Source organism: Paraglaciecola sp. (assembly GCF_039942875.1).
GTDB lineage: Bacteria > Pseudomonadota > Gammaproteobacteria > Enterobacterales > Alteromonadaceae > Paraglaciecola.
On the sequence record NZ_JBDVBQ010000039.1, the window covers coordinates 53,381 to 76,592 of the forward strand.

Genomic DNA, 23,212 nt, shown 5'->3' on the forward strand with positions numbered 1-23,212 from the left:
ATAATTAAAGGCTTTGAGGCTTTTTAACTATGTAGTAAGAATGTCAAGAAACGGCAACGAAGTTGCCGCTCTCAGCTATATTATTTTTTCTTTACAGGCGTCTCATCCTGAGCCTTTAAATATGACATCATCAAACGGTGCTGGTCTTCGTATCGCCCACGATTAGTGACATTAGGGTTAAGGATAAAAACACCACCGCCTCGATTAACCATCAGATCTAGCCTACAATATTTTGACAGGATATTGTTGACGCTATTTGGTTTAATGCCGACGGTTCTAGCTGCTTTATCTTTATCGCTTCTCGTCAACGAAAGTTCGTTTCTAACCATTTTTACTTCCGATGCTAGGTAGATGTACATCTGTAACTGTTTAGTAGACAAACCGCTTAATGCACGCACGCTGTGACCATAAAACTTCGCATATTTCATTCCATTTGACATAACTTTACTCCTTTTTTATTAATGCCAAACTAAACATAACGTAATCGCCAAACTTTTCTGTGTTGGCCACTAAAATATATACTGTGGTGTGTAATGGTAGTGATATGCAGTGGGGGACGGTGTACATTTATCCTGAAAATTTACTATATACTTAGCAAAATAAATGATTTTGGTTTTCATATGAAAAATGAAAATTCATTAACTCAATAGTGTTTATTCTTTTTAGAAGAAATATTGCTTCCGCTTGGCCTTTTTTGCTGACGTATTAAGTAAAAAAATGTGTATATTTACAGTGTGAAACTCAATTTAACGGCATTCGTGTGGATTTCCCTAACTTTTGTGATAGTGAAAAAGAGCCCTAAGATCGCCATCAAAATTTAACACTTTACTCTGTCACAAAACTCTGTCACGTTATAGCCATACGGACTCGAAGGCACGAGTTCTGTGGCCTACAGATTTCGGTCAGAGAATCCCTCTCTCTCCGCCATATAAATAAAAAAGCCCCAGCGTTGTCCGCTGGGGCTTTTTTATTTACGCGGAGTTGGGCGAATTCGGACTCTTTAGGAGCGAAGCTCCGCCCGAATGAGCGACAGGCCAAGGATGGCCTGTCTGGGTGCATATCATCATGGACGTGTATGTGACTAATTACCGCTTTACCTACCATCCCGAACGCCCAAGCACCCATCAAGTATCTGTATGTAACTCAGCTTTTTGTATATGGCGGATAGAGGATTTGGTTCGAAACCTAAATTCGACTAATCGACTGGAAAATTTGAAAAATGGATGATTTGGAATGTAGTCGTGAAATGTCAGATGTATTAAATAAGCTTGTCGGGTGTTTTAACTTAAAATTGGTTGTAAATACTACTTATAATTCTCCTTAAAAATATAGATGTAACTTATTGAATAGTATAATTAATAAAGTTATTGTAATTTTATAAGAAAAGTATTTCGTTTTCACGCCTAACAAGGAGAGATAGTGAACACTGACCAAACCTTCCAAAAATTAAAATCAACCCTTCATACTAGTGCTGATGATTTATTGATTGTTGGCAAACTACATAGAAATACCCCATCAAATCCTAATTGTGGTTTTATATCGGCGTTTTTTCAAATTGAAAATGGAATAGTTGAGCCTATTACGTCAGATCTTTTAATGACTGGTCAAGGAGATTTAACCCCATCAATTTTTGTCCGTTCAGGTTACGAACAGCTTGAAAAAGACTATGGTTCATCAATTTTTATTTGTAGAGCTGAGGCAATTCCTAACCCTGATAGGAGTTGTAAATATTGGTTAGCATATAGTGCTGGTAACAGTAAAAATCACTCTAAACTTACTAAAGAAATGGGTTTCATAGCTGAAATATCTAATGACTACATTGATGTTGTTGAGTTAGAAAACTCCCCATTTCAACATAAAATTGAATCTTACGAAAAATTGTATTTTGATACGCCTTTTATATTTGAATTAGACAGTGATAAAACAAAACTCGTAGGGCCTTTGTATCAAAATGCGAACTCAGATGAGATGTTTCATGGCCCCGGTAATAGAATGTCGTATCCTTTTTGGAATGGAAAAAAGAGAGAAGAGTTTAAGTCGTTTGTAATCGACATCGCTGATTATCAAAGGTGTATCGCAACCATTAAAACTGAAGATGGAGAGCGAAAGTTTTTGATTAATTTAGAGTTGCTCTCTTTAAATGAAGCAGGAAAAATACGGAATGAAGCATTTAAGTCAATTGATCTTGCACCTTATAATGTTGTTTTAAATGAATTTTATAAATTGGCTGACAAGTCAAATTCTATAAAGGCATACCCCAAGTCTAAGGTAAAGGAATGGCTCGAAAATAAGTCAATAAAACTAACAGAAGAGAGAAAACTTCTAGTTGAAAGTTTACTCCTTAACTATTCATATGAACTTGATAATAAAGAAGAAATATTTAAATCTATTCTAAATTCTGACAATGCTGTTACGTTATTGAAACAAATAGCAGAGGAGAATGAAGATAAATATTTGTCAAAGTATAGAGACCAAAAAAATATAGAATTGGAAAAGCTAAATATTGAATTTGAGCAGCAAAAAAGGGAGATTGCCCAACAAAATTCAGCGATAAAAGAAGAAATTACAAAATCCAAAAAAGAATTACAATTAAAATATGATGAAAGAAAAACACTTCTTGATGAAATAGAAAATAAGATCAAAGTTGAGCTAGAAAATGTTCAAAACTCAGAGAAGTATAAATCGCTACTTGCCCAAAAAAACCAAGAGTTAACTGTATTAAATAACCAAATAAAAGAAGCGACTGATAAATATGGGAACTTTGACGATATTGAAAAAATTTCGTCAATCAAAAACGATTTAAATGAAGAAATTAGTAATCTAAGTGCTGTACAGGAACATTATAGAGCGACACTTAGTAAGATTAAAGATGACATTAACGCAGAGATCCCAATTCTTGCGCATAAGTATCTCAATCAACAAATTATTTCTGATATCCAAAATTTTGATTTTTATAAATATAATGAAAATAGAACTTCTGAATCTGAAGAAGTTCAAAAGATAAGCGCAGTTAAGACAGCAACAGATTTTCAACTTGATGATTTACAATTGAACAGGTCATCTGTAATCGAGAAGGTTGCTAACCGTCTTCAAAAAATGAATAGAACGGTTGATAAATTTTTTGTGGAGTCATCGTTAGTAGCTATAATGCAAAGCCAATATGCTGTATTTATGGGGCTCCCGGGTACAGGAAAAACGTCATTTGCAACACAACTTACACTAGCTCTAGGTTCAAACGATAGTACACTCCTAGTTCCGGTAGCCAAAGAATGGACTAGACCAAAAGATTTAATCGGTTATTACAACTCTCTAACTAAAAGTTTTGAAACTGGGACAACTAAATTTAAACCTTTTTATGATAGGTTGAACCAGCTAGAAAATAATGAACTCCCTCCATCATTTCTTATTCTTGATGAATTTAATTTATCCCAACCAGAATACTACCTATCTAGTTTAACAGGATTAGCTGATTTAGGTTCTAGTCGAGATATTGAAGTAGGTGCAAACAAGCATATAACAATTCCTGAATCAAACAGATTTATTTGTACTGCTAATACAGATGATACTGTACAAGGACTTACACCTAGAATGATCAGTCGTTGTGTATTTATAAAATTTGATGATTTACCTGAATTAAGTGAAACACAGGATGATTTAATTTTTTCGACTAAGTTCTCACCATTCATTTCTGGAAAAGATTTAGTAGATTTATTCAATGTTGATGAGACTGATGTTCTTTCCGATCATCTTCAAGAAGCGATTAACCATCTTATAAGTATTCTTCGTTTAGTGGACTTCAGTTTGGGTAACACTGTTTCTATTACTCCGAGAAAATACAACCAATTGATAAGGTTCTGCAAGGTAATGAATAGCCAAGAGTATGGTTCTGATAAAATCTTGGATGTTGCCTGTCAATATTATCTGCTTCCTATTATATGTGGGAGCGGTGAAAGATTTAAACAGCGATTGTTAAAATTGAAATCTGCATCTGAAGATTTATCTCTCGAGAAATTTACTAATGACATTGACTGCCTTATACAATCTGGAGAAAGTAACTTTGATTACTTTCAGTTTATAATGGGGTAGCAAGTGAGAGTATCTATTGTTGAGCTTAGAACTAGAGTATTAAAAGAATTATCTATAGATTGCAAAATCGAAGTTAAAGATGATGCCGAATATCAGATCATAATTGAAGTCGAGCAATTTAATGAGGTTATTATTACCGCCCCAACATTAAGTTTGGGAGATGTTTCTTTACCGCTGTCAGAAGGGGAGCACATACTTGGGAGCACTTTGTTCAAAACTAAGGATAAAGGAAGTTTTTATGATAAAGCCATTTTTTTAAACTATTTTGGTGAATGCGAACTTGCGATTGTATTTAATGATTCGCAACTAACATATTTATTTGATGTAAACATAACTTCTCATAAAGCGAATATTGCTAAAGATATTGTTAGGTATCTCTCAAGTAATTCTGAAGATATTTTGCAGTCTTGTTATAGCAAATCAAGAACAGGCTATGATTACAAACAAGGCACTCCAAACAAGTTAGTAAAAATGAAGGCTTTGGAAGACGCCATTAGCCAATTAGAATCTGCCATTCCAAAATTTCGCTTTAATAGAAAGCATGATATCGAGTCACGAGTTGAATTCCACAGCTCTAAACCTCCGGTTTTTTCAGATAGGATAAATGATTGGCTTTTTGATAATGTCGATGAGGTTGCAGTAGCTAATTCTAATGATTACAGTTTTAAGTTAAGCAGCAATTACGTGAAAGTGGAGTTGCCAAACTCAATTAATGTGCTTGATACTGATAAAAAAGAGAACCATGTAATACATTATTTTGTTAGGACGGCTCAAAAATTCTTGAGACAAGAATTGGATGTTTTCCGAGTCAACTTTGTTACAGCAAATCAATTAGACTCAGAATATGAAGGCTATATTAAGTTTGATAACGTAATTAAAAGCTCCTTAAAAGATGTTTATCAAAATCAGGAAAAAATAATAGTAAGACTCTTGTCAAAATTAAATTTTATTCAAGGTCAAATTAATAAATACTTGCCCGTTAGAAAGGTGAAAGCTTTTATGCCACAGCAAACTAGCTACTCACTAAGGCATAAGCATTATTTAAAATCATTTGAATCAATTAAAATCTTTTATTTAGCTGAATCAGCTAATAAGCAAAAAGAGTCTTTTTTATTAGGGTTGAGAAACCTTTCACAATTATTTGAATTTGCATGTCTTTATTATTTAGTTAATTACCTTAGACGGTTTAGCACTTTAATAGAAGTTGATTGGGTTAAGGATAGCTATAGCTTGATTGGTTCGAAGAAAGAAGAAGTTAATGTTCTAGGTAATTATTTTGTATTTGAGAATGACAATTTTACTTACACATTATTTTATGAAAAAAAGTTTTATGCATTAACTTCCTCGTCTGATAAACAACTAGATAATTTAATTAGAGTCGATAGAGGGGCAAGCTATTTTGAACCAGACTTCACTTTAAAAGTTGAGGACAAAATTAGTGGGGAGTATTACTTTGTTATACTTGATGCCAAGTTTTCTAGAAAATATAAAATGTCAGATAGAGACGATAGTATTGGGATTTTAAGCTCCATTTTTTTAAAGTATGGAAATGGACTTAAGGTTTATAGCAATAATGGGATTGAGTCTCTAACAAAGTTTGTTGGCGTTATGTTTGGGTTAAAGAAACAGACTGATAATACTAGGAGACTTACTTACTACGACCCTAAATATGACATTGATAGTGAATTGCCTATTTTACCTTTTGCCAGTGCGGATTTTATAGATTTTTCAAGCAGTGAAAATCCCTACTATGAAATCTTAGACAAGTACATTAAATACTGATTTTGCAATTGTTTTAACGTACTAAAGTTTAATGAGGTTATAGTGAATTTTAACCTTATTTTAACAAAGGACTGCTGAAACAGATTCTCTAAAAATCATTTTATAACATTGTTACGATAATTTTGATAAAAAAGAGTAGTTATGAATATTTCATTCAAATCTTTGGTGGCTCTGCTATTGTTTTACCTGTATTCAATGAATTTTATATAAAGAGCTTAAAACAAGAGGTTGGATAATTGATTAGTTGTTTTTTACGGCTAGTGGAATGAATCGAAGTTATAATTACGTTTAGTTTCTCAAACGTTAAATAATAAGCATGTCTGTATTGTTAGCTTAATTTAGTGTAAATACGTTTTCTCTGTGAAATTGTAAAAACTCAGTATTTGGCATAAACCTCTTTGGCAATATCAATCCTTGACCATTAAATTTTACGATTGCCTTTTGGGTGAATTCATCGTGTTGTTTTAACCTGTTGGAAATTCTCACTGTCATATCGTCATCGATAGTAATTAAACCCTGGTCAAATGCTTTGTCATGTAATGAGTTTAAGGCTAATCCGTTGTGTGGATTAAGGCGGTGAGTCTTATCTTTTTGCCACGGGATTATGTGACTAGCTACAATTAGTTTAGTTTCTTTTAAACCGGTAATGCAGCATTGGTTGTCATAACTGGTAAGTACAGTCTGCCGGAATAGTTGTTGGCCTTTACGTGCTTTTGCGGTAACGAAGTGATCGTCGGCGCTATAATCTGGGGACTCGAAATCGGCTAAGTTTTTGTTATCAATTAGTTTGGCGTTAAGTGTTTCGATAACATCAATAGATTCTTCTAGTAATAGGCTCCAATCTTTATTCGCTTCTTGCCAAATTGCTCGGTCGGTTTTGGATGCCCCTTTTAGACCTACGCGTCCGGTTTTGGTTATTCTGGGGTCAAGACTGGCAAAATTACTGCATTTCATCGCCAGTGCACTTGGACTGCGCCCAATCCATTCAGCGAATCTGATTATTTCGGGATTCTTAGCATGAAGTTTACCAAATGGCGTGCGGCAGTAAATATTTAGTGCTACCAGTAATTGTTGTCTTGTCCATCCTATGGATTTGGTCATTTCAAAACTGTATATGGTTATGGGGATATCAGTAAATCAGAAATGGAAAAAAATTACCAATAACAATACGAATTGACAGGCATGCAATAATTATTTCTGATCAAAAAAAAGAGCTATTATAACTCTTTAGTTTTAATCTCTGGTGACACCGCCACTGCTTTTTCTGCATTTAAAGTTTCAGCTAAAAATGGCTTATTCTTAGGGCCAGTGACAAGGGGGAGGTTGGTTGTTCTAGAAGCCGGCTTCGCCCAGTTGAATAGATCGAAAGGTAAGTCGAGATTGGGTGGCGTTTAACTTAGACGTATGATTGACTAGGTTAAAGCGTTCACATCGGGTAGGAAAAGTACATTCTGTAGCGAGCGACCTTTTTTGCTTGAATTCAAAGAACACATATGACAACCCTCAATATTAAATCAAATTATCCGTTCGTAACGTCTTTTGTTTTACCTGATGGGTTATACGTTTGATTTGTTCTTGGCAAAGTTGTTGACCATATAGTTTGGGTATTTGATGGCTTAGGGTTTTAGTTGCTATAACAGGGAGTATTGGTTTCGATATTATTTTAACGAACCAACCGGGGATAGTGACAACTGGGCAAACGGCTATTTTCTCTCCTGTGGCTTCAGTTAACCAATTGGTTGCCCATTTAGCTTGTCTTGTGGCTTGTTCGATAATATTTGTGTCAGTGTAGTTGGGGAAGTCTAGAATCTTGCCCTTTACGTTAACTACATGTTCTTGGGATTTTTTGGCTGTGGTTTTAGAGTTTGTAGGCTTTCTTTTGCCTTTGGTTTCGATTGCGAATACGCCATTTGGGCCAACGACTAGATGATCTATGTTGAATTTGTCACATTGAATGTCGTGGAATACTTTATATCCAGTGGCTTCAATATTATGTAACTCTGAGGAGACAAACCACTCTGCCTCTAAGCCGAGCCTCAAGTTGTTTCTACTTTTTGTGGTTCTTATTGTTTTAACCAAAATGTAGATAATCCCTATGACGTAAAAGGGTACTAGCAACCAAGGCATGACTTTTTCTATTCCTAAAAGCTTATATGCACCGACATAAATAAATGGCAAATTAAATAAGAAAGTTAGCATAATAAGGTGCCCGAAAAGGTCGGCCGACTTATCATTAAATTCTGACAGCACACTTTGGCCAGCGACTCTATGGCTAACACTTACATCAAATGGGTAGCGTTTATTACGACCTGCAGCAGCTAAAGTAAGCTTGATTACGCCAACAAAAATTAGCATCGGTAGTAAAACAGCTGCAGGCATTATTAATCCATCAAAAATATTCAAAGAGACTTATCCAAATGTATTTGTAGAATACAAATGATACATAGAATTATACGCCGCCATAAATATCTCAATGTATAACAATAGCTAGAAAACTATGCGCTTAAAATTGGTTGGAGTGCGGCTCAGACAAGTGACCCACAGCATCAACTTTTTTGAAACCTCAGATTCACCTGCATAGCTACTTATCATCCTTCAGTCCCAGGCCCGCGGTTCTGAACCCCGCTGATTTAATAGTTTGACGATACTTCTATGTAAAAAGCAGACCTTGAAATATTAAAAAAACACTACTTAGTGGGGCAATAATTCGACGAATACGTCATTTTTGTTTTCAGATGACTGAGTTTCTTTGAGATCACCAATGAGCTCGCACTGAGTCTTGATATTGTTTAAGATGATGTAAAGACTAGCATTCATCACCAGCAAAAATTTACTAACTATCAAGGAAAAAGTTATCAATGATTTCTAAAGAACCGAGCTGGGCAGTGTCACCAAGCAATAAAATTCAAATCAACTCAGTGGCAATTGATGCAAAAGGTAAATATTCTATTTTTGGTAGTTCGAGTGAATTTGACAGTGGTTGCTTTGCTGTTTACTGCTATAACGCGGAAGGCAAGCAATGTTGGCAACAACCTATTTCCATGGAGCCTAGTTATCAAGGTGTTTTTTGGGTTGCGATCAGTAACGATGGCTGTTACGCGGCAGCAGGCGGTGAACTTGCTAAAAAAGGCGATGGTTTTTTACATGCTTATAGCGTTGAAGATGGAACAAGTTTATTAAAGGTTAAACTAAAGGCTCGCGTGAATCAGGTAAGTCTTTCTCATGACGGGCAATTATTGCTTGCCATATTTGACGACACGGTGCAGTTATATCAACTAAAGGCTGGTCAATATCAAATGGTCTCTGATACCACCTTTCCCGGTTTTTCTTGTAACAGTTGTGCCTTATCTGACAATGGCCAGCATGCGGTAGTGTCAACTATCAAATACAATGATGATAATAATACTACAACTGGTAAAATTGCTGCCTTTGATATTGTTAGTAATAAATTGAAGGCTTTAAGTCCATGTATTTTACCTGTGGGGTCAATGCGTGTAGCGATCACTGATAGTGGAAAAAATTGGGGTGCATCGTTGCATGATGGTAGTTGCGTAGCGTTTAGTCACGGTAATCCCAACACTGCATTATGGCAATATAAGCCTAGTATTGATGGTCTTGAACTGGCATATGGTTTTGATATGACTCAAACCTCTGACGAAACGATATTACTTGCTGTAGGAGCTAATAAATCAGGTATTAAACAAGGATGTGTTTATCTGCTCGAATCAGCTGATTCGAAGGCTTTGCTAAAGTGGCAAGCTGATTTGGATTATGCCGCGAATCCAGGAATTAGTCTTGATAAAGAAGGGTTATATGTTACCGCTACAGATGGTCAACCAACGGACGAAAATGTTAAAGTCGTGCAAGAATCTCCTGGTCATTTCTATCTTTTTGATGGTAAGACAGGTACACAACAGTGGAAATATAAAACAACCTTGATGAATTGGCCCATGATGATCAACTACAATGGCGATAAAATTATTGGTGCCAGTGACAATGGCACCGCCTATTTTTGGGAAAAGTAACTGCTAATGGAAAGAAATGAATTTTCCTCATCGTGGCGTTATATCAATTATAAATTGGGATGGCTTCGCTTTTTACAAAACTCAGGTGCTGCCCGGGCAGGTTTATTATTATTAAGCTGGGTGGGTATTTGGTTTGTTGGGGGGTTAGTTGAATATACTCATCATGCCAGCGTTTGGTTTCCTCCAGCCGGTTTAACCTTTGCTGTACTTTTTGTAGTGGGTGGTCGTGCTGTTCCAATATTAATGGTAGCGGCTATTTTGGTTACTATATTAACCAATCGCCATTACCAAATTGATTTACATAATATTGGGCTTTTAAAGGCCAGTGTGTTATTTGGTATCGCGCATATCATCCCTTATTATGCTGGTAGCAAGGTATTATATTGGTTAACTCAAGTACAAAGACTTACTTTGCCCTTGTTGATTATCTACTTTTTGTTAATAGCTGCAATTTCAGCACTGATTGCCGCTATGTTAGTTATTGGCTCATTGATTTTGTCAGATATGATGCCGGTAAATGACTTTTCTACTACTTGGCTACCATTTTGGATCGGTGATATGGCGGGCATAATTGTACTTGGCCCGTTATTTTTTTGTATTATCCGTCATGTGTATCCAGATAAGTATTTTAAAATATTAGACCACATTGGTGTGCAGTCATCTTCAGCATCCCCCCAGTACAAATACAAGATATTGTTATCCTTAGGTTTAGTATTGTTAGCCATGCTATTGGCTAAATTTACTCATTCAATGAATAGTTCTTTTGCTATTTTCTTTTTGGTATTACCTCACATGTGGATTGCTTGTAGTGAAAATGCCTTTTTTAATATAGTTAGCTTGGCTTTAAGCAGTTTGTTGGTTGTATTTTTGGTTGATACATTGTATTTGATGAATTTTGTGATGGTTTATCAATATGCGATTACTGTTGTGGCAGCTAATGCACTGTTTGCCATTGCAATTCCTGCTTTAATTTCTCGTAACCATCAATTACAAAGTAAAGTATTTATTGATAGCCTGACACAAACTGCATCTAGGGAATACCTCATTCAACAATGTGAAACTCAAATATTACATTCACAAAGAAGAAGTCAACCATTTTGCTTATTAGTGTTAGATATCGATTACTTTAAAAAAATAAATGATTCTTACGGTCACGACGTAGGTGATCAAGCTTTAAAAACGTTAAGCGATACGGTTAAACAATTATTAAGACCAGCAGATCTGTTAGGCCGTTATGGTGGAGATGAATTTGTAGTGCTATTACCTGACACCGATGAACAATTGGCAGCGACTATTGCGAATAGATTATTAGTGCAGATCAATACTATTGAATTGATTAAAGGTGAACCTCTTAGTATCAGTATAGGCGTTACTTTAATGGATCAATATGATGATTTTCAAAGTTTATTTAAACGAGCAGATAATGCATTATACGATGCAAAAAAATCAGGCAGAAATTGTGTTTTTCAACATTAATTACCCAATTGGGACTGTCGTTAATTCAACAGGCTAACAAAACAGTCACAAAACCAGGTTTGTCGTAACAATCCCCTTTTCTAACTATCGACATTAAAGCATCCTAACTTAATGTGTTTTACCACAGGTGATGGCATTATGGATGGTTATATAAGTCCTATTCTTTGGTCTTACGAAGGTTGTATTTATTCCATAAAACAGACAAAGCCAACACAATAACAATAGCTAAAGCTAGCCCTAATAATGAAGGGTATTCGTAGGCCTTAAATAATTGCAATATAGCCAGACTCACAATGAAATAAATGGCTACAAGCCAAAAAGGTATTTTTACTCTGGGAATTGCCATTTTATGGTTCCTAATCTTTGATGTGTTGATGGTAAGTAGCAGGTTTTGTTTGTTCTGATTTACCGTTTATTCATGTTAACTCAATAACGAGGGGATATGCACTGAGCTAATGTCATGGCTTAATTTAAAGTGGTTAGCTGCGTATTAAAAGAATAAAAGGCGGTGCAGTTAGCTTGAATCACTTCTCGCGCTGATTCTAACTATTTACTGCCTCTGGGGCTACAGGTGGCATGCTCATAGATGTGCCTGAGTGTATCCGAGTGGCCAATTACTTGTTAAGTATGTCATGTAGACCATTTTTGTTTATGGGGATTATAGTCAGGACTAGACCTGCCGTGGTTTGATATCACTGTCTGCACCGCTGAGGGGAAGTAGAAGCCGATTTTGAGTCGTGTTGCTATTGATTATAAATAGACCCCCTCGCTCGAGGGAGTCTTATGAAAAACTAGTCTAGACCTTCATACCAAGCTGTTATTTGAGGGAGTGATTCCCATGTTCCGTCGCTGTAAAGTACGGTAGCACCAACATTTTTAGAGCTATATTGGCGAATATCTATGGAGCAAGTCATATCAGTGGTAGCACATTGTCCTGATGCGTCACCTGTCCAAATAATGCTGCTAATACTGTTGTTTGATGAAACTTTAAATACTGCAGATGTAACTCTAGCTGGAGCCGCGGATAAGCAGCCGCCAGATGTAAACGTATCATATGCTAATGTATCTACAAAACATTGCATTTCACTAGATAAAGCTGACCCCGTAACGACTGTAGTTCCTATTAAAAATGTATTAATAATCATTCTTTTCATAATCATTCCTTATCAAATATTGTTTACACGGCAAAAATACCGTCATTTTATGGTAATTAAATTATCCGAAATGTAAAGTGGTTTGATATGAATAATCTCAATGAGAAACTTAGTGATTATTTTTTATAGCGTGATACGCACGTTAGAATCGTATTTTCAGTATTTAGCTTAATTTATCTAAAGTTAACACTCTGAAATTTGCCTAAAAATATTTTTCAATATACTTGAGTCAGAGTCAGAGTCAGAGTCAGAGTCAAGTGAGGGAACGTATGAAAATAATAAGTTTTATACTTGGTTTGACCATAGCTGCTTTAATAGGCTTTAAATTGCTGATGGGTCTAGGCTACGACTTAGTCATTGGAAAATTAACCGATAACGTTATCTTTTACCGTCAAATTGAGCAAGGCAATCCAGAGTTTACTCAAATGGCAATCTCGTCATCTCTAGACCGTTTCATTCGTCTTGCTGAAGAGGGTGAAGAGTCTTTTTGGGGTTCACCAGATAAGAACGACTTGCAAGCGTTAATTAGAGCAAAAGAGTTACATGCTCAATTAAAACTGCTGAATGATGAAAACCGTTCAACTAAGTAACAAAATTCAGCACCAATAGTTTCAGGTTTAACCAAACTAAAATTTAATGAAGTAGCAAGCCAGGTTAGTGACACTTTATGTAATCTTAGCGACCAGCTCTGCCTTAGTCTTTTAAGCTGCCCTTGTATGGATGTTGGAAGATAGAATAACGTAGCAGTCGTTATCTAGGTTGATAGTTACTGATATGTAGCATTTAGCTAAATCACATTTTACATATTGGGGCATTGTTTTCAGTTTTTGCTATTTAATCACCAAAGTACGGGTAACTAACAACCACTTAGGTGTATTATCTAATTAACAGAATTGCATTCAAATATTTGGTTAATGGTAGTCAGTTATTTTCTTAGTGTGCAACTAAAGGCTAATTTAAAGTTATTTCAATACTAGCTATAGTTTTGAGTCAGCTATCTTTTTCTACGGGGCATTTGTGGAACAATTTACTGCGTTACTATTGAATATTGCTTTGTATTCAATCGTTCCACTCTATTTAATAACGTGTAAACCTCAAACTCGACTAATCTCGCTTTACGTATACAATGGTGTTGTGCTCTTTATTGGCAGTTTTGCGGGAAGCGTTTATTCTTTTTCTTTAGCTGAAAACCTAGTGTTATCCGGGGGTAATATTGCATTTGGTGCATTTTTAATGAACACAGTTATTTTAATCGTAATAGAACGTAATGTGGATTCATTACGTAATATGCTCAGGTTTGTTATTCTCATCGATATCTTTATTTTCGCCATTTTCTACTTTATTTACTGGGTGATTTCTTCGGAAATTGCTATTAACACCTTTAATTTACCAGCAGAATTATTCAGTATTTCCTTTTACATACTGCTGCTTGGGGGAATGTTAATTTTATTCGAACTCCTTCTCTTAATCGTTATTTTTACACAAGTCAGAAAGCTGGTTTCCAATGTTGCCTTTATCGCAGTTATCTATACGTTAGCCTTTATCTTTGTGATGTGTTTAGACGGAGTTTTATTCCCAATAATTGCTTTTAGTACATCTCCGCAATTAACTGAAATTATTGTAGGCAATGTATACAGTAAGTGGCTGTTAGCTATGTGTTACAGCGTACCTTTATTGATTTTTTACACTGTGTTTAAACATAAACTCGTACAATTTATAGAAGCACCATTACAAATTAAAGATTTTATTTTTATGCCACGTAGTGCCTTATTAGAAAAGCTCCATCAATATGAAGAGCGGGATAAAAAACTACAAAGAGAGAAAGAAGAGTTACTAGATGTATCTATGCAAGATGGGTTGACATGTTTATTTAATAGGCGAAAGTATGATCAGGAATTAGCAGATCAATGGCTAAAGTGTGAATTAAGCGCTTCTCCGTTAACGCTAGTTATTGGTGATGTAGATTTCTTTAAGGCCTACAATGATTTCTATGGGCACGGTAAAGGAGACGAGTGCCTAAAAGAGGTGGCCATTTTATGGAAGGGGGTTTTCAAACGGCCATCTGATATTGGTGCTCGTATCGGTGGAGAGGAGTTTGCTTTTATTCTTCCCAATACGAGTGTACAAAGTTGTGTAAAAAGCCTTGAAAAATTTATGCAGAATTTATGTGAAAAACATATCCCTCATGAAAAATCTCCTGTTGCCGCTTACTTAACTATGAGTTGTGGGGTTGCCTCTGTGGTCCCAAATGAAGAAAGTTCGATTAAAGAGTTGTTTGCTATAGCTGATTTACGATTATATAAAGCTAAAGAAATAGGTCGTAACACCATAGTGGCGCAGTAGCTTGTGATCTAGATTCATTTTATATGCCTAAATTAAGGCCTATAAACTTGCACTTGTGTATATCCTTGTTCGTTTAACAGCATAGCCTGTAACTGACTCATTACGCCTCGCTCGCAGTATAAAAAGTACTGATGGTCTTGAGGTAAAGCCGCAAACTGTGATGCCAATTTAAAAAATGGTATGTGTTGTACTTTGGTGTTTGCTAGCGTTAGAGGTGCTTGCTCTTGTTCTTCGGCAGTGCGTATATCTAACACTATGGCGTTGTCTGGGAGTACGTCAACCTCAGTCACGTATTCGGTTTGTTGTGCAGCTTCTTCAGCAATTGACAAGATGTCTTGTATTTTGGCTTCTGCCACTACTCGCTCGATAATGCCAAAGTCGAGTTTGCTTTCTTCATTGGCTATTTGGGCTGGGTCAGCCTTAGTGGTGGGTTTTTTAGAAATCACTCCACAATATTCTGGCATCACTTTAGCGAATTCTTCGGTACCAATATGTTTGGCTTGGTCAATGATTTCTAGTTTATCCATACAAATCAAAGGGCGAAGTACCAAGGTGTCGGCGGCTTTATCGATAACGCTCAAATTGACTAATGTTTGGCTAGATACTTGACCCAAACTTTCGCCAGTCACTATGGCGCTAATATGCATTTTTTCGGCTACTTGGCTAGCTGCCCTTACCATCATGCGTTTAAGTATCACGCCCATTTGGCTGTTTGCTACGTTTTCAAGAATATCTGCTACCACAGGCTCAAAATCAACTGAGATAAATTTTACTCTGTGAGATTCGCTGTAACGTTTCCATAAATAGTAGCTAACTTGTTTTACGCCAATTTCGTGTTCGCGGCCGCCTAAATTGAAAAAACAAAAATGGGTGCGAGCGCCTCGTCGTATCATTTGATAAGTGGCCACTCCTGAATCATAACCACCCGATATCAGTGATAACACACTTTCTTGAGTAGGTAAGGGCATGCCGCCTAAACATTTAATGCGGTGATGGCTTTGAATCAAGGTGTTGTCGTTTACTTCAAACTCAATGGTTAGGTCGGAGTGTTTAAGCTCTACACCTTTGGTATCACAATTTTGGTTAAGGTAACTGCCTACGTAGCGTGCAATATCTAATGACGAAAACTCATGTTTACCTCGTCGTCTTACTCGTACTACAAAGCTCTTATTTACTAGTAAAGGTTGCCAAGCTTGCTTAACTTGTTGGCATATGTCGTCTAAATCGGTAAACGTGCTTTTTTCAACCTGTATTATTTGATCGATACCAGGAATACGTTGCAGTAGTTCAATGACCTCATCAACTTTATCTAAGGACTTTTTATTTACGATTAGCGTAAATTTGTCCCAAGATGCACGCACTTCAACAGAAAGGTGATTTCTTTTAAAAATACGGCGAATATTTCCCTCAAGTAAAAATGTAAATCGTTTCCGTACTTGGCGGCTTTTAATGATGATTTCGGGGTGTAATCGGATGACAAACTGCATAATGAAGACGTAGGCTTTTTACTAAATAGAGTCGAAGCGCGGATTATAACCACACATACTGCCATTGCAACTCACAGTATGTGTTTACAGGCTCTAAGCCTTTAAATATGGGTATAGATGATTACCTTTGGTGTCACATTTTGATTGCTAGCCATTCCTTTCGTTAGCAACTCGAATAAGTGATTGATTCATTTATTAGCACATACTTTGTCGTTTCAAACGTTATCACTTTTGTGGGGTTAGTCAGCTCTAGGGTGACAGCACAACCGGTACCCGGGAATTGGTAGGTAATATTTGTCAGTATGTAGTCATTATTTTCAGATACGGTAATACTTATGCCATAGCCACCAGAGCTTTGAGGGCCCATATCAACCAATAAAATGGACTCGCTTTCAAAGTCGATACTTTTAGCTTTATCAGAGGTGCGTTTTAATAGTTCGGCTTCATAATCACTTTGAGAGCGTATCAGTAAGGTGCTTTTGTTGGTTATATTTGCATACTCATTGTATTCAATATCATGTAGAACTTGATATTCCATTTGCGGAACGGGAGAGGTTGCTTCCGCATCACTACAGCTTTGTAGTGGTAACAAAAAAGGAAGTAATAAAAGTAGCTTGTTCACTGATTTCCCTTAAACACATTACAGTGTGTTGAACTTACCTGATGCGTATCTATTTGGGTAGTATTTTTATGCTATTTCAGTCAAGCACTAAATATTTCTTATTTTTTGTGATTTTTTTAAAGGTGCTGCGAATCATTACAGTGACACTGAAATTGGAAGCCGTTATGGACATTTTAACCAAATTACAGAAACCGAGAGCCAAGGTATGGAAAAGAGTAAAGCAAAGTGAACTCACATAATGAACCGCTGACCTTTGAAGCAATGATCGCTACTCATAAAGGTATTCTTTATAAGATAGCCCGAAGCTACAGTTATTGTGATGAAGAAAGGCGAGATTTGATTCAAGAGATTACATTGCAGTTGTGGCGTTCGTTTACTCAATATGACCCAAAATTTAAGTTGAGTACTTGGGTGTATCGTGTGGCTTTAAACACCGCTATATCTTTTTTAAGACGAGATTCTCTAAGAAAAGCACATATTGAGTTAACGGATATGAGTTTGTTAACTGAGCCAGTTGATAGCACCAATACTGAGTTAATGCTTGAAATACAAAGGTTACTAAAGTTATTAAATAAATACGATAGAGCCTTATTTATCATGCATTTAGATGGTTTGGACTATGCCCAAATAGCAGACGTATTAGATATTTCGGCAAGTAATGTAAGTACAAAAATTTCACGCATTAAACAGCGTTTAAACACACTTTTTATCGGAGATGATAATAATGGATAACATAGAGAAAATGACCCAAGCATGGGCGCAGGAAAACGAAAAACTAGAACAAAGCATTACAGTAAGTTCAGAGGCGTTGAAGCAGGTCGCTTTGCTTAAGGCTGAAAAAACAATGGGTAATTTTTTGATGGTCAATATTTTTACCGTTGTTGTGGGGATTTTAATGAGTAGTTTTATGTTGCACTTTATTGTGACCAATATGAGCAACACCAATATGCTACTGGCGGGAGCTGCCATTTTAATTTGGTCGTGCTTAATTACGTTGGGTGGTATAAGACATTTGTATATGCAGTTTACGTTAGATTATTCTAAACCCGTAATAGACGTGCAGCGGGACCTCACAAATATAGGCTTGTCTGTACTTTTTTATTTAAGAGTGTCTTTGATTATTTTACCCTTTTATTTTGCTTATCTTGTGGTGGGGTTTGAGCTGTTCTTTGGCATAGATATTGTGCAGCATGGCGATACGTTTTGGTTAATGTCACAAGCTGCATGCTTTGTTTTATTTGCAGCCTTGGCAATTTATTTGTTTAAGCAACTTTCACCCAATAATATTGATAAGCCCTTTACAAAAGTGCTGTTAAGAGGATGTGGTAATCAAGCATGGCGGGCAGCTCAAGAGTTAAATGAGTTGCAACGATATGCACTATAAATCAAGTGAGCACACCGCAACTATGTTTGAGGTGTGATTTACATTAATTGATGTAGGTAGCTTTTGAGACTGGGTAAAAATTAAAAACTCAGGCATAATTACCTTGGTAGTGTTTGATAGTACATTGGCAAGGTGGAATAAATATTAGTGGATAAAATTAAGCTTACACAAGATGAGAATCTTTCCATTAACATTAGTTTTCCTTTGCTACCTAGTGACCATCAACGGCTAGATGTTTATTTTTCTTTACCTGAAGAAATGGGCATTAGCTCCAAAACTCTAACCGAAGAACACTATTTTCACAGTAGTATCCAAAGTCAAAGTGCTTATTATTCTGATCAGCTGCATTTACCTCTAGTACGCAGTCGTTTTATCAGTCAAAAGAAAGGTGAACAAAGCGACTATCGCTTAAATCTAAATTTGTTTTCTTATCAAATTCGCATCGCCTTAGATATCGATATAAAACAAACGCTTAAGCTTAAAACGCCCAAAAAATTCTATCCTCAAGCCATAGAAATAGCGGAACAAATTTCCGGGTTACTTAAAAAACTACGACGCTACACGCCACCGGATAAAAAGTTTAAAGCGTATTTTGAAAATGCTGATAATTACTTGAGTTGGCAAGTGGAGCAGTCTTTTTTAAAGTTGATATCAAGGGCACCTAAAAGTAGCGACTTCTCTAGCGAGCGAAACTTTTTATTGGCCTTCTGCCGCCGCGAAAATGAATACAGAGCCAAGAATAACTACAACTCAGAAATTACCTTAAGTGATCCCAACCGTATTACTAATAAAATGCGTTTGCTACAAAGATTAATTGAATATGGTGTGGTGTTTAATAAAGACTTCAGAAACTTAAACACTAACTTAAACCGTATGGTACGGGGAACGGTTACTGCGGTGATAATGGCCTTTGTTATGATGTTAGTGTTAAACGCCCGCACTAGTTTCACTGAGGTCACCATTGCTTTGGTTGGGATGTTAGGTGTGGTGTATGGCTTACGGGAAATTTTTAAAGACGACATCACCCGTATATTATGGCGCTGGATCCAAAAAGGCTTACCCAAGTGGCGGATTATTTTCAGCCACACGGCCACTAAGTCACGGGTAGCAACACAAACCATTTGGTTAGAATACATTCGTAATAAAGACTTGCCCATTCGAGTCGACAGCTTGTTTCAAACCCGTCGCCAACAAAACAAACAAGCTGCACAACTGCTACATTTTAGAAGTGACACTAAGGTGAGTGCTAAAAGCTTTTTGCCAGGCTATGAAGCCATTCAACAACGTATTAATTTTAATTTAACGCCATTTATTCGCTTTTTAAGAAAAGGTGAGGGGCGTTTGTACTCACTTGAAGGCAGTAAAATATCTAAACAAGCGGTAGAGCGTAGATACCAAATAAACATGGTGTTAATGCATACTGACAAAGAAGATGAACAACAAGTGCAACGGTTCAAAATCACACTTAATCGCTCCAATATTATTAATATTGAAGCGATGGATTCTAATATAGGTGAAGTCTAGGGGGATTAGTGCCCCTCATTACACATAGGTGAGTTGCCTTTACATAAGCTATCCATTACTTGAGCTGTTTCTAGCTCTACGTTTTTGCTGATGATTCGTTTGAAATGCTCACGTAACCAAATTAATCCCTGGTCTCTGTCTTGCCGTTTATGCCAAATGCTTGATACTTGTTGTGGCATCAAATCTAACGGCGGCTTAGTGGCCGCAATGTCTCCATTGATGATTTCTTCTGCCACCGCTGAAATCGGTACCACACAAATCAAGTCGCTATGTTTTATCAAACATGCCACCGATGAAAAGTGATTAACAGTGACCGCTATACGCCTAGTTAAGCCGTGTTGTAGTAACACTTGGTCAGTGTAGCCTGTGATATCTCCAGACAGCGACACTAATAAATGATCGGCGTCTGCAAATTCTTGTAAGTTTAGGTCAGCTTTAGCTAATGGATGGTCATGATTCATTACACAAATAAATAGAGGGGAGAATAAATATTCGGCTCTAAAAGTATTCGAAATAACCCCTGAAGTGCCTATCACCATATCGACTTCTGCATCTTCCAAAATTTGCTCGGTATTCACTATTGTGTACGGCACCGCATGAAGATTTACCCCCGGTGCTTCTTTCTCTATGACCTCACGTAACTCTGCCCACACCATGTCTACGACTATATCGGTTACCGCTACTCTGAAGGTGCGTTTTGCCGTAGCTGGGTCAAATGCCTTAGGATCGACCGCTTCGGTTAGGGATGAAAGAGGATCTCGAATTTGATTCCATAAATTCTGGGCATGCAAAGTGGGCTGAATATTTCGACCATCTTTCACAAATAACTCATCTTTCCATGCGGAGCGCATTCTACTCACTGCATTAGATACGGCCGGCTGAGTCATCGCTAAGCGGTTAGCGGCTCGGGTGATCGAGCGCTCGGTCATTATGGCGTCGAAAACCATCAATAGGTTTAATTCTTGTGGCCGCATAGGGTACTCACTAGTAAAAATTGTTTGCACACAATACATCACAAAATAAAATGTGTCACATATAAATATATAATTATTTTTATGTTTTATAACGCTTCATAATTCACACTCGAAAAATGACAAACAATGAGGATTAAGAGGGTGAGGGTTAGTAAAAGTTTTGGTGTAGCTATATGGTTGGCTATTTTCACCATACTTATAAGTCAGCATTCATTTGCAAGCGAACAGGGGGTAGCGATTGACTATCTTCATGGAGAGCAAGAATTGACAGGTATCCGGTTGGCGTATCGTCCTTATTACACAAACCTAGCAAAATTTGAGTGGTTAGGTGATTTAGATGTGTATTGGGAAATGAGCCTGAATTTCTGGGAATTTGGCGATCAAAATCAACATGAAACAAATTATGCCTTAGCCCTGTCCCCTGTGTTCTCAAAGCAATTTGATACTTTATATGGCAAATACCCCCTTAAATGGGAGTTTGGAATTGGGGTTTCATTGATAACGGACACTCGCTTTGCGGGTAAAAATGTTGGGTCACATTACCAGTTTGAAGACAGGCTAGGGATCATTATGGAGTTTGGTGAGCAACTCAAAAGCTCGGTAGCTGTGCGCTATATGCATTACTCAAATGGTGGGTTAAACGACCATAACCCAGGTTTGGATTTTTTAAATGTTTCGTACGCTAGGCGCCTTTAATGCCTAGTTAAACATGATTGTATTTGTTTTATTTTAATTATTAATTTTAAGCTCAAAGGAGCGCACACACATGAACACACCCTTGTCTAAAATCATAAAGAATGTGAGCTTAGTTTCGCTCTTTCTTGTGACAACACTTGTTGCCAATGCAAGTTATGCTGAGCAAAATAATCCCCAGTTACTGTTAGAAAAAGTCACTAATACTACCTTTGGGCGAATTGAAACAGAGCAGCAAACTATTGAGTCTAACCCTGATCATTTACGCACTATAATTGAAGAAGAGTTAATGCCTCATATTGATTACAAATTCGCTGCATTTAAAGTATTAGGCAAACATTTTAGGTCGGTGCCTAAGGCACAAATTCCTGAGTTTGTGGAAGAATTTAGACAGTACCTAATCTCTAATTTTGCGGTAGCTTTGGCAAGTTATGGTGGCCAAGAGTTAATATTTGAGCCCACTAGAAACGTAGACGAAGCAAAAAGTATGACTGTAAAAGCCATTATCAGAGAAGAGGCGCGTCCAGATATTCATATTAACTTTAAGCTACGTAAAAATAAGAAAACCCAAGAGTGGAAAACCTACGACTTAGTTGCCGAAGGCATTAGCTTGTTATCTAGCAAGCAAAGTGAATTTGCTCCTATGATCCGCCAAGAAGGTATTCAAGCGGTAATTGATGTGATGAAAGAACAAAACAGTGAGCCGTTAACCGTTGCCGCTAACCGCTAATTGCAGCGAGTAGTTCTGCGACTCAATATGTTGAAACGGGTTATGCTTTACAGGCGTAACCCGGTTAAGGGTTAGGTTTTATTTTTAGACCACTGCTTAGGATCTAATAAGTAACACTGTTTAAATTGCTCATACAACTTTGGATGGTGGTTTTCTAGTGGGTGAGGCTTTTCAAAAAAGGTCTCAGTGACCACGGCAAAAAACTCTGCTGGCGAAGTGGCCCCATAACTATCTATTACATCATCTATGCCATCAGCCCATTTTTGTTGCTGTACTGTAAATTCTGCATTCAAGACTTCTGACCAAGCTTGGTATTGGGCTGCGGTTGGCAGCATAGGTAGGCCATCCATTGCAGCATTTTCTTCATCTAATTTGTGAGCAAATTCATGCATCACCACATTACGCCCATCACGGCTGTCTCTCGCCCCTTGTATGACATGACTCCAAGCTAAAACAATAGGCCCTTTGTGCCAAGACTCTCCCGCTCGGGTGCTAGTATCAGTAATGTGTAACATACCCTCGGTGCGGGTGTTTTTAGCAACATAAGTATCTGGGTAAACCAAAATACTTTGAAACCCAGGATAGTAGTTGCCGGGTCGTTTCAAAATAAGCACACAGGCTTGGGCTGCAATCAATACTCTGACTTGGTCGGTTATGTCAAAGCCATCGCGGCCCACTATCTCTTTTTCGTCTAAAAATATCTGAATATGTTGTTTTAATGTCTGCTGTAGTTCATCAGGTAAGCGGCTGTAAAGGGGAAAGTCATCTTCTAATATCTGTGAATAGGCCGCAGGAAATGGTTGGGCTCGCAGTTCAGCGCGCCTTTGCTGCTGTTTTTGAAGTTTGCGCTTATCTCGATAAAGCCAATAGAGCAGTATTAAAACAGGAATAGACAACAAGCAGTAAATCATAGTGTGAACCTTAGTATGGCG

Annotated in this window: 20 protein-coding genes; 11 read left to right on the forward strand and 9 right to left on the reverse strand. The window is 37.0% G+C overall.

Going from position 1 to position 23,212, the window contains the following annotated elements:
* Positions 1 to 80: 80 nt before the first annotated feature.
* Entirely contained in the window at positions 81 to 440 is a 360-nt protein-coding gene (locus ABJE44_RS12855) for a replication/maintenance protein RepL (RefSeq protein ID WP_348110139.1), read from the reverse strand.
* Between the two features lie 979 nt (positions 441 to 1,419).
* On the opposite strand from ABJE44_RS12855, the gene ABJE44_RS12860 reads away from it, so the two are divergent.
* The gene (locus tag ABJE44_RS12860) at positions 1,420 to 4,086 is read left to right on the forward strand and encodes a hypothetical protein (RefSeq protein ID WP_348110140.1); all 2,667 of its coding nucleotides are present in this window, start codon (positions 1,420 to 1,422) and stop codon (positions 4,084 to 4,086) included.
* A gap of 3 nt (positions 4,087 to 4,089) precedes the next feature.
* Positions 4,090 to 5,868 (forward strand): hypothetical protein, encoded by a 1,779-nt coding sequence (locus ABJE44_RS12865; RefSeq protein ID WP_348110141.1) that lies wholly within the window; start codon positions 4,090 to 4,092, stop codon positions 5,866 to 5,868.
* Positions 5,869 to 6,201: 333 nt separating this feature from the next.
* Here ABJE44_RS12865 and ABJE44_RS12870 read toward each other — a convergent pair whose 3' ends face one another.
* Together ABJE44_RS12870 and ABJE44_RS12875 are read right to left on the reverse strand one after the other, a co-directional pair.
* On the reverse strand, positions 6,202 to 6,969 hold the full coding sequence (locus ABJE44_RS12870) for an HNH endonuclease (protein ID WP_348110142.1): 768 nt from the start codon (positions 6,967 to 6,969) through the stop codon (positions 6,202 to 6,204).
* 408 nt (positions 6,970 to 7,377) lie between these two features.
* Positions 7,378 to 8,247 (reverse strand): nuclease-related domain-containing protein, encoded by an 870-nt coding sequence (locus ABJE44_RS12875; RefSeq protein ID WP_348110143.1) that lies wholly within the window; start codon positions 8,245 to 8,247, stop codon positions 7,378 to 7,380.
* 479 nt (positions 8,248 to 8,726) lie between these two features.
* On the opposite strand from ABJE44_RS12875, the gene ABJE44_RS12880 reads away from it, so the two are divergent.
* The gene (locus ABJE44_RS12880; RefSeq protein WP_348110144.1) at positions 8,727 to 9,893 is read left to right on the forward strand and encodes a hypothetical protein; all 1,167 of its coding nucleotides are present in this window, start codon (positions 8,727 to 8,729) and stop codon (positions 9,891 to 9,893) included.
* Between the two features lie 6 nt (positions 9,894 to 9,899).
* The gene (locus ABJE44_RS12885; RefSeq protein ID WP_348110145.1) at positions 9,900 to 11,369 is read left to right on the forward strand and encodes a diguanylate cyclase; all 1,470 of its coding nucleotides are present in this window, start codon (positions 9,900 to 9,902) and stop codon (positions 11,367 to 11,369) included.
* Positions 11,370 to 11,526: 157 nt separating this feature from the next.
* On the opposite strand, the gene ABJE44_RS12890 is transcribed toward ABJE44_RS12885, so the two are convergent.
* Entirely contained in the window at positions 11,527 to 11,715 is a 189-nt protein-coding gene (locus tag ABJE44_RS12890) for a hypothetical protein (RefSeq protein ID WP_348110146.1), read from the reverse strand.
* Between the two features lie 445 nt (positions 11,716 to 12,160).
* Entirely contained in the window at positions 12,161 to 12,523 is a 363-nt protein-coding gene (locus ABJE44_RS12895; RefSeq protein WP_348110147.1) for a hypothetical protein, read from the reverse strand.
* 269 nt (positions 12,524 to 12,792) lie between these two features.
* On the opposite strand from ABJE44_RS12895, the gene ABJE44_RS12900 reads away from it, so the two are divergent.
* Entirely contained in the window at positions 12,793 to 13,113 is a 321-nt protein-coding gene (locus ABJE44_RS12900; RefSeq protein WP_348110148.1) for a hypothetical protein, read from the forward strand.
* 427 nt (positions 13,114 to 13,540) lie between these two features.
* The gene (locus ABJE44_RS12905; protein ID WP_348110149.1) at positions 13,541 to 14,866 is read left to right on the forward strand and encodes a diguanylate cyclase; all 1,326 of its coding nucleotides are present in this window, start codon (positions 13,541 to 13,543) and stop codon (positions 14,864 to 14,866) included.
* Between the two features lie 32 nt (positions 14,867 to 14,898).
* Here the strand turns inward: ABJE44_RS12905 and thiI are convergent, their stop codons facing one another.
* Together thiI and ABJE44_RS12915 are read right to left on the reverse strand one after the other, a co-directional pair.
* Positions 14,899 to 16,356, reverse strand: a complete 1,458-nt coding sequence (gene thiI, locus ABJE44_RS12910) for a tRNA uracil 4-sulfurtransferase ThiI (protein ID WP_348110298.1) — start codon at positions 16,354 to 16,356, stop codon at positions 14,899 to 14,901.
* Between the two features lie 160 nt (positions 16,357 to 16,516).
* On the reverse strand, positions 16,517 to 16,975 hold the full coding sequence (locus tag ABJE44_RS12915) for a protease complex subunit PrcB family protein (protein WP_348110150.1): 459 nt from the start codon (positions 16,973 to 16,975) through the stop codon (positions 16,517 to 16,519).
* A 225-nt stretch (positions 16,976 to 17,200) separates the two neighbouring features.
* On the opposite strand from ABJE44_RS12915, the gene ABJE44_RS12920 reads away from it, so the two are divergent.
* From ABJE44_RS12920 to ABJE44_RS12930, 3 genes are all read left to right on the forward strand, one after another.
* Positions 17,201 to 17,707, forward strand: coding sequence for an RNA polymerase sigma factor (locus ABJE44_RS12920; RefSeq protein ID WP_348110151.1), 507 nt, complete (start codon positions 17,201 to 17,203; stop codon positions 17,705 to 17,707).
* Positions 17,700 to 18,359: a hypothetical protein gene (locus tag ABJE44_RS12925; protein WP_348110152.1), complete on the forward strand. Its 660-nt coding sequence runs from the start codon at positions 17,700 to 17,702 to the stop codon at positions 18,357 to 18,359. The genes ABJE44_RS12920 and ABJE44_RS12925 overlap by 8 nt, the downstream gene beginning before the upstream one ends.
* 147 nt (positions 18,360 to 18,506) lie before the next feature.
* Positions 18,507 to 19,883 (forward strand): hypothetical protein, encoded by a 1,377-nt coding sequence (locus ABJE44_RS12930; RefSeq protein WP_348110153.1) that lies wholly within the window; start codon positions 18,507 to 18,509, stop codon positions 19,881 to 19,883.
* Positions 19,884 to 19,888: 5 nt separating this feature from the next.
* On the opposite strand, the gene ABJE44_RS12935 is transcribed toward ABJE44_RS12930, so the two are convergent.
* Positions 19,889 to 20,857, reverse strand: coding sequence for a LysR family transcriptional regulator (locus ABJE44_RS12935; RefSeq protein WP_348110154.1), 969 nt, complete (start codon positions 20,855 to 20,857; stop codon positions 19,889 to 19,891).
* 171 nt (positions 20,858 to 21,028) lie between these two features.
* Here ABJE44_RS12935 and ABJE44_RS12940 point away from each other — a divergent pair, with 171 nt between their 5' ends.
* The gene (locus ABJE44_RS12940; RefSeq protein WP_348110299.1) at positions 21,029 to 21,553 is read left to right on the forward strand and encodes an acyloxyacyl hydrolase; all 525 of its coding nucleotides are present in this window, start codon (positions 21,029 to 21,031) and stop codon (positions 21,551 to 21,553) included.
* A gap of 70 nt (positions 21,554 to 21,623) precedes the next feature.
* Complete coding sequence (locus tag ABJE44_RS12945) at positions 21,624 to 22,280, forward strand: ABC transporter substrate-binding protein (RefSeq protein ID WP_348110155.1); 657 nt, start codon at positions 21,624 to 21,626, stop codon at positions 22,278 to 22,280.
* A gap of 71 nt (positions 22,281 to 22,351) precedes the next feature.
* On the opposite strand, the gene ABJE44_RS12950 is transcribed toward ABJE44_RS12945, so the two are convergent.
* Positions 22,352 to 23,191 carry a M90 family metallopeptidase gene (locus tag ABJE44_RS12950; protein WP_348110156.1) on the reverse strand — a complete coding sequence of 280 codons (840 nt, stop codon included), beginning with the start codon at positions 23,189 to 23,191 and terminating at the stop codon, positions 22,352 to 22,354.
* Positions 23,192 to 23,212: the final 21 nt, after the last annotated feature.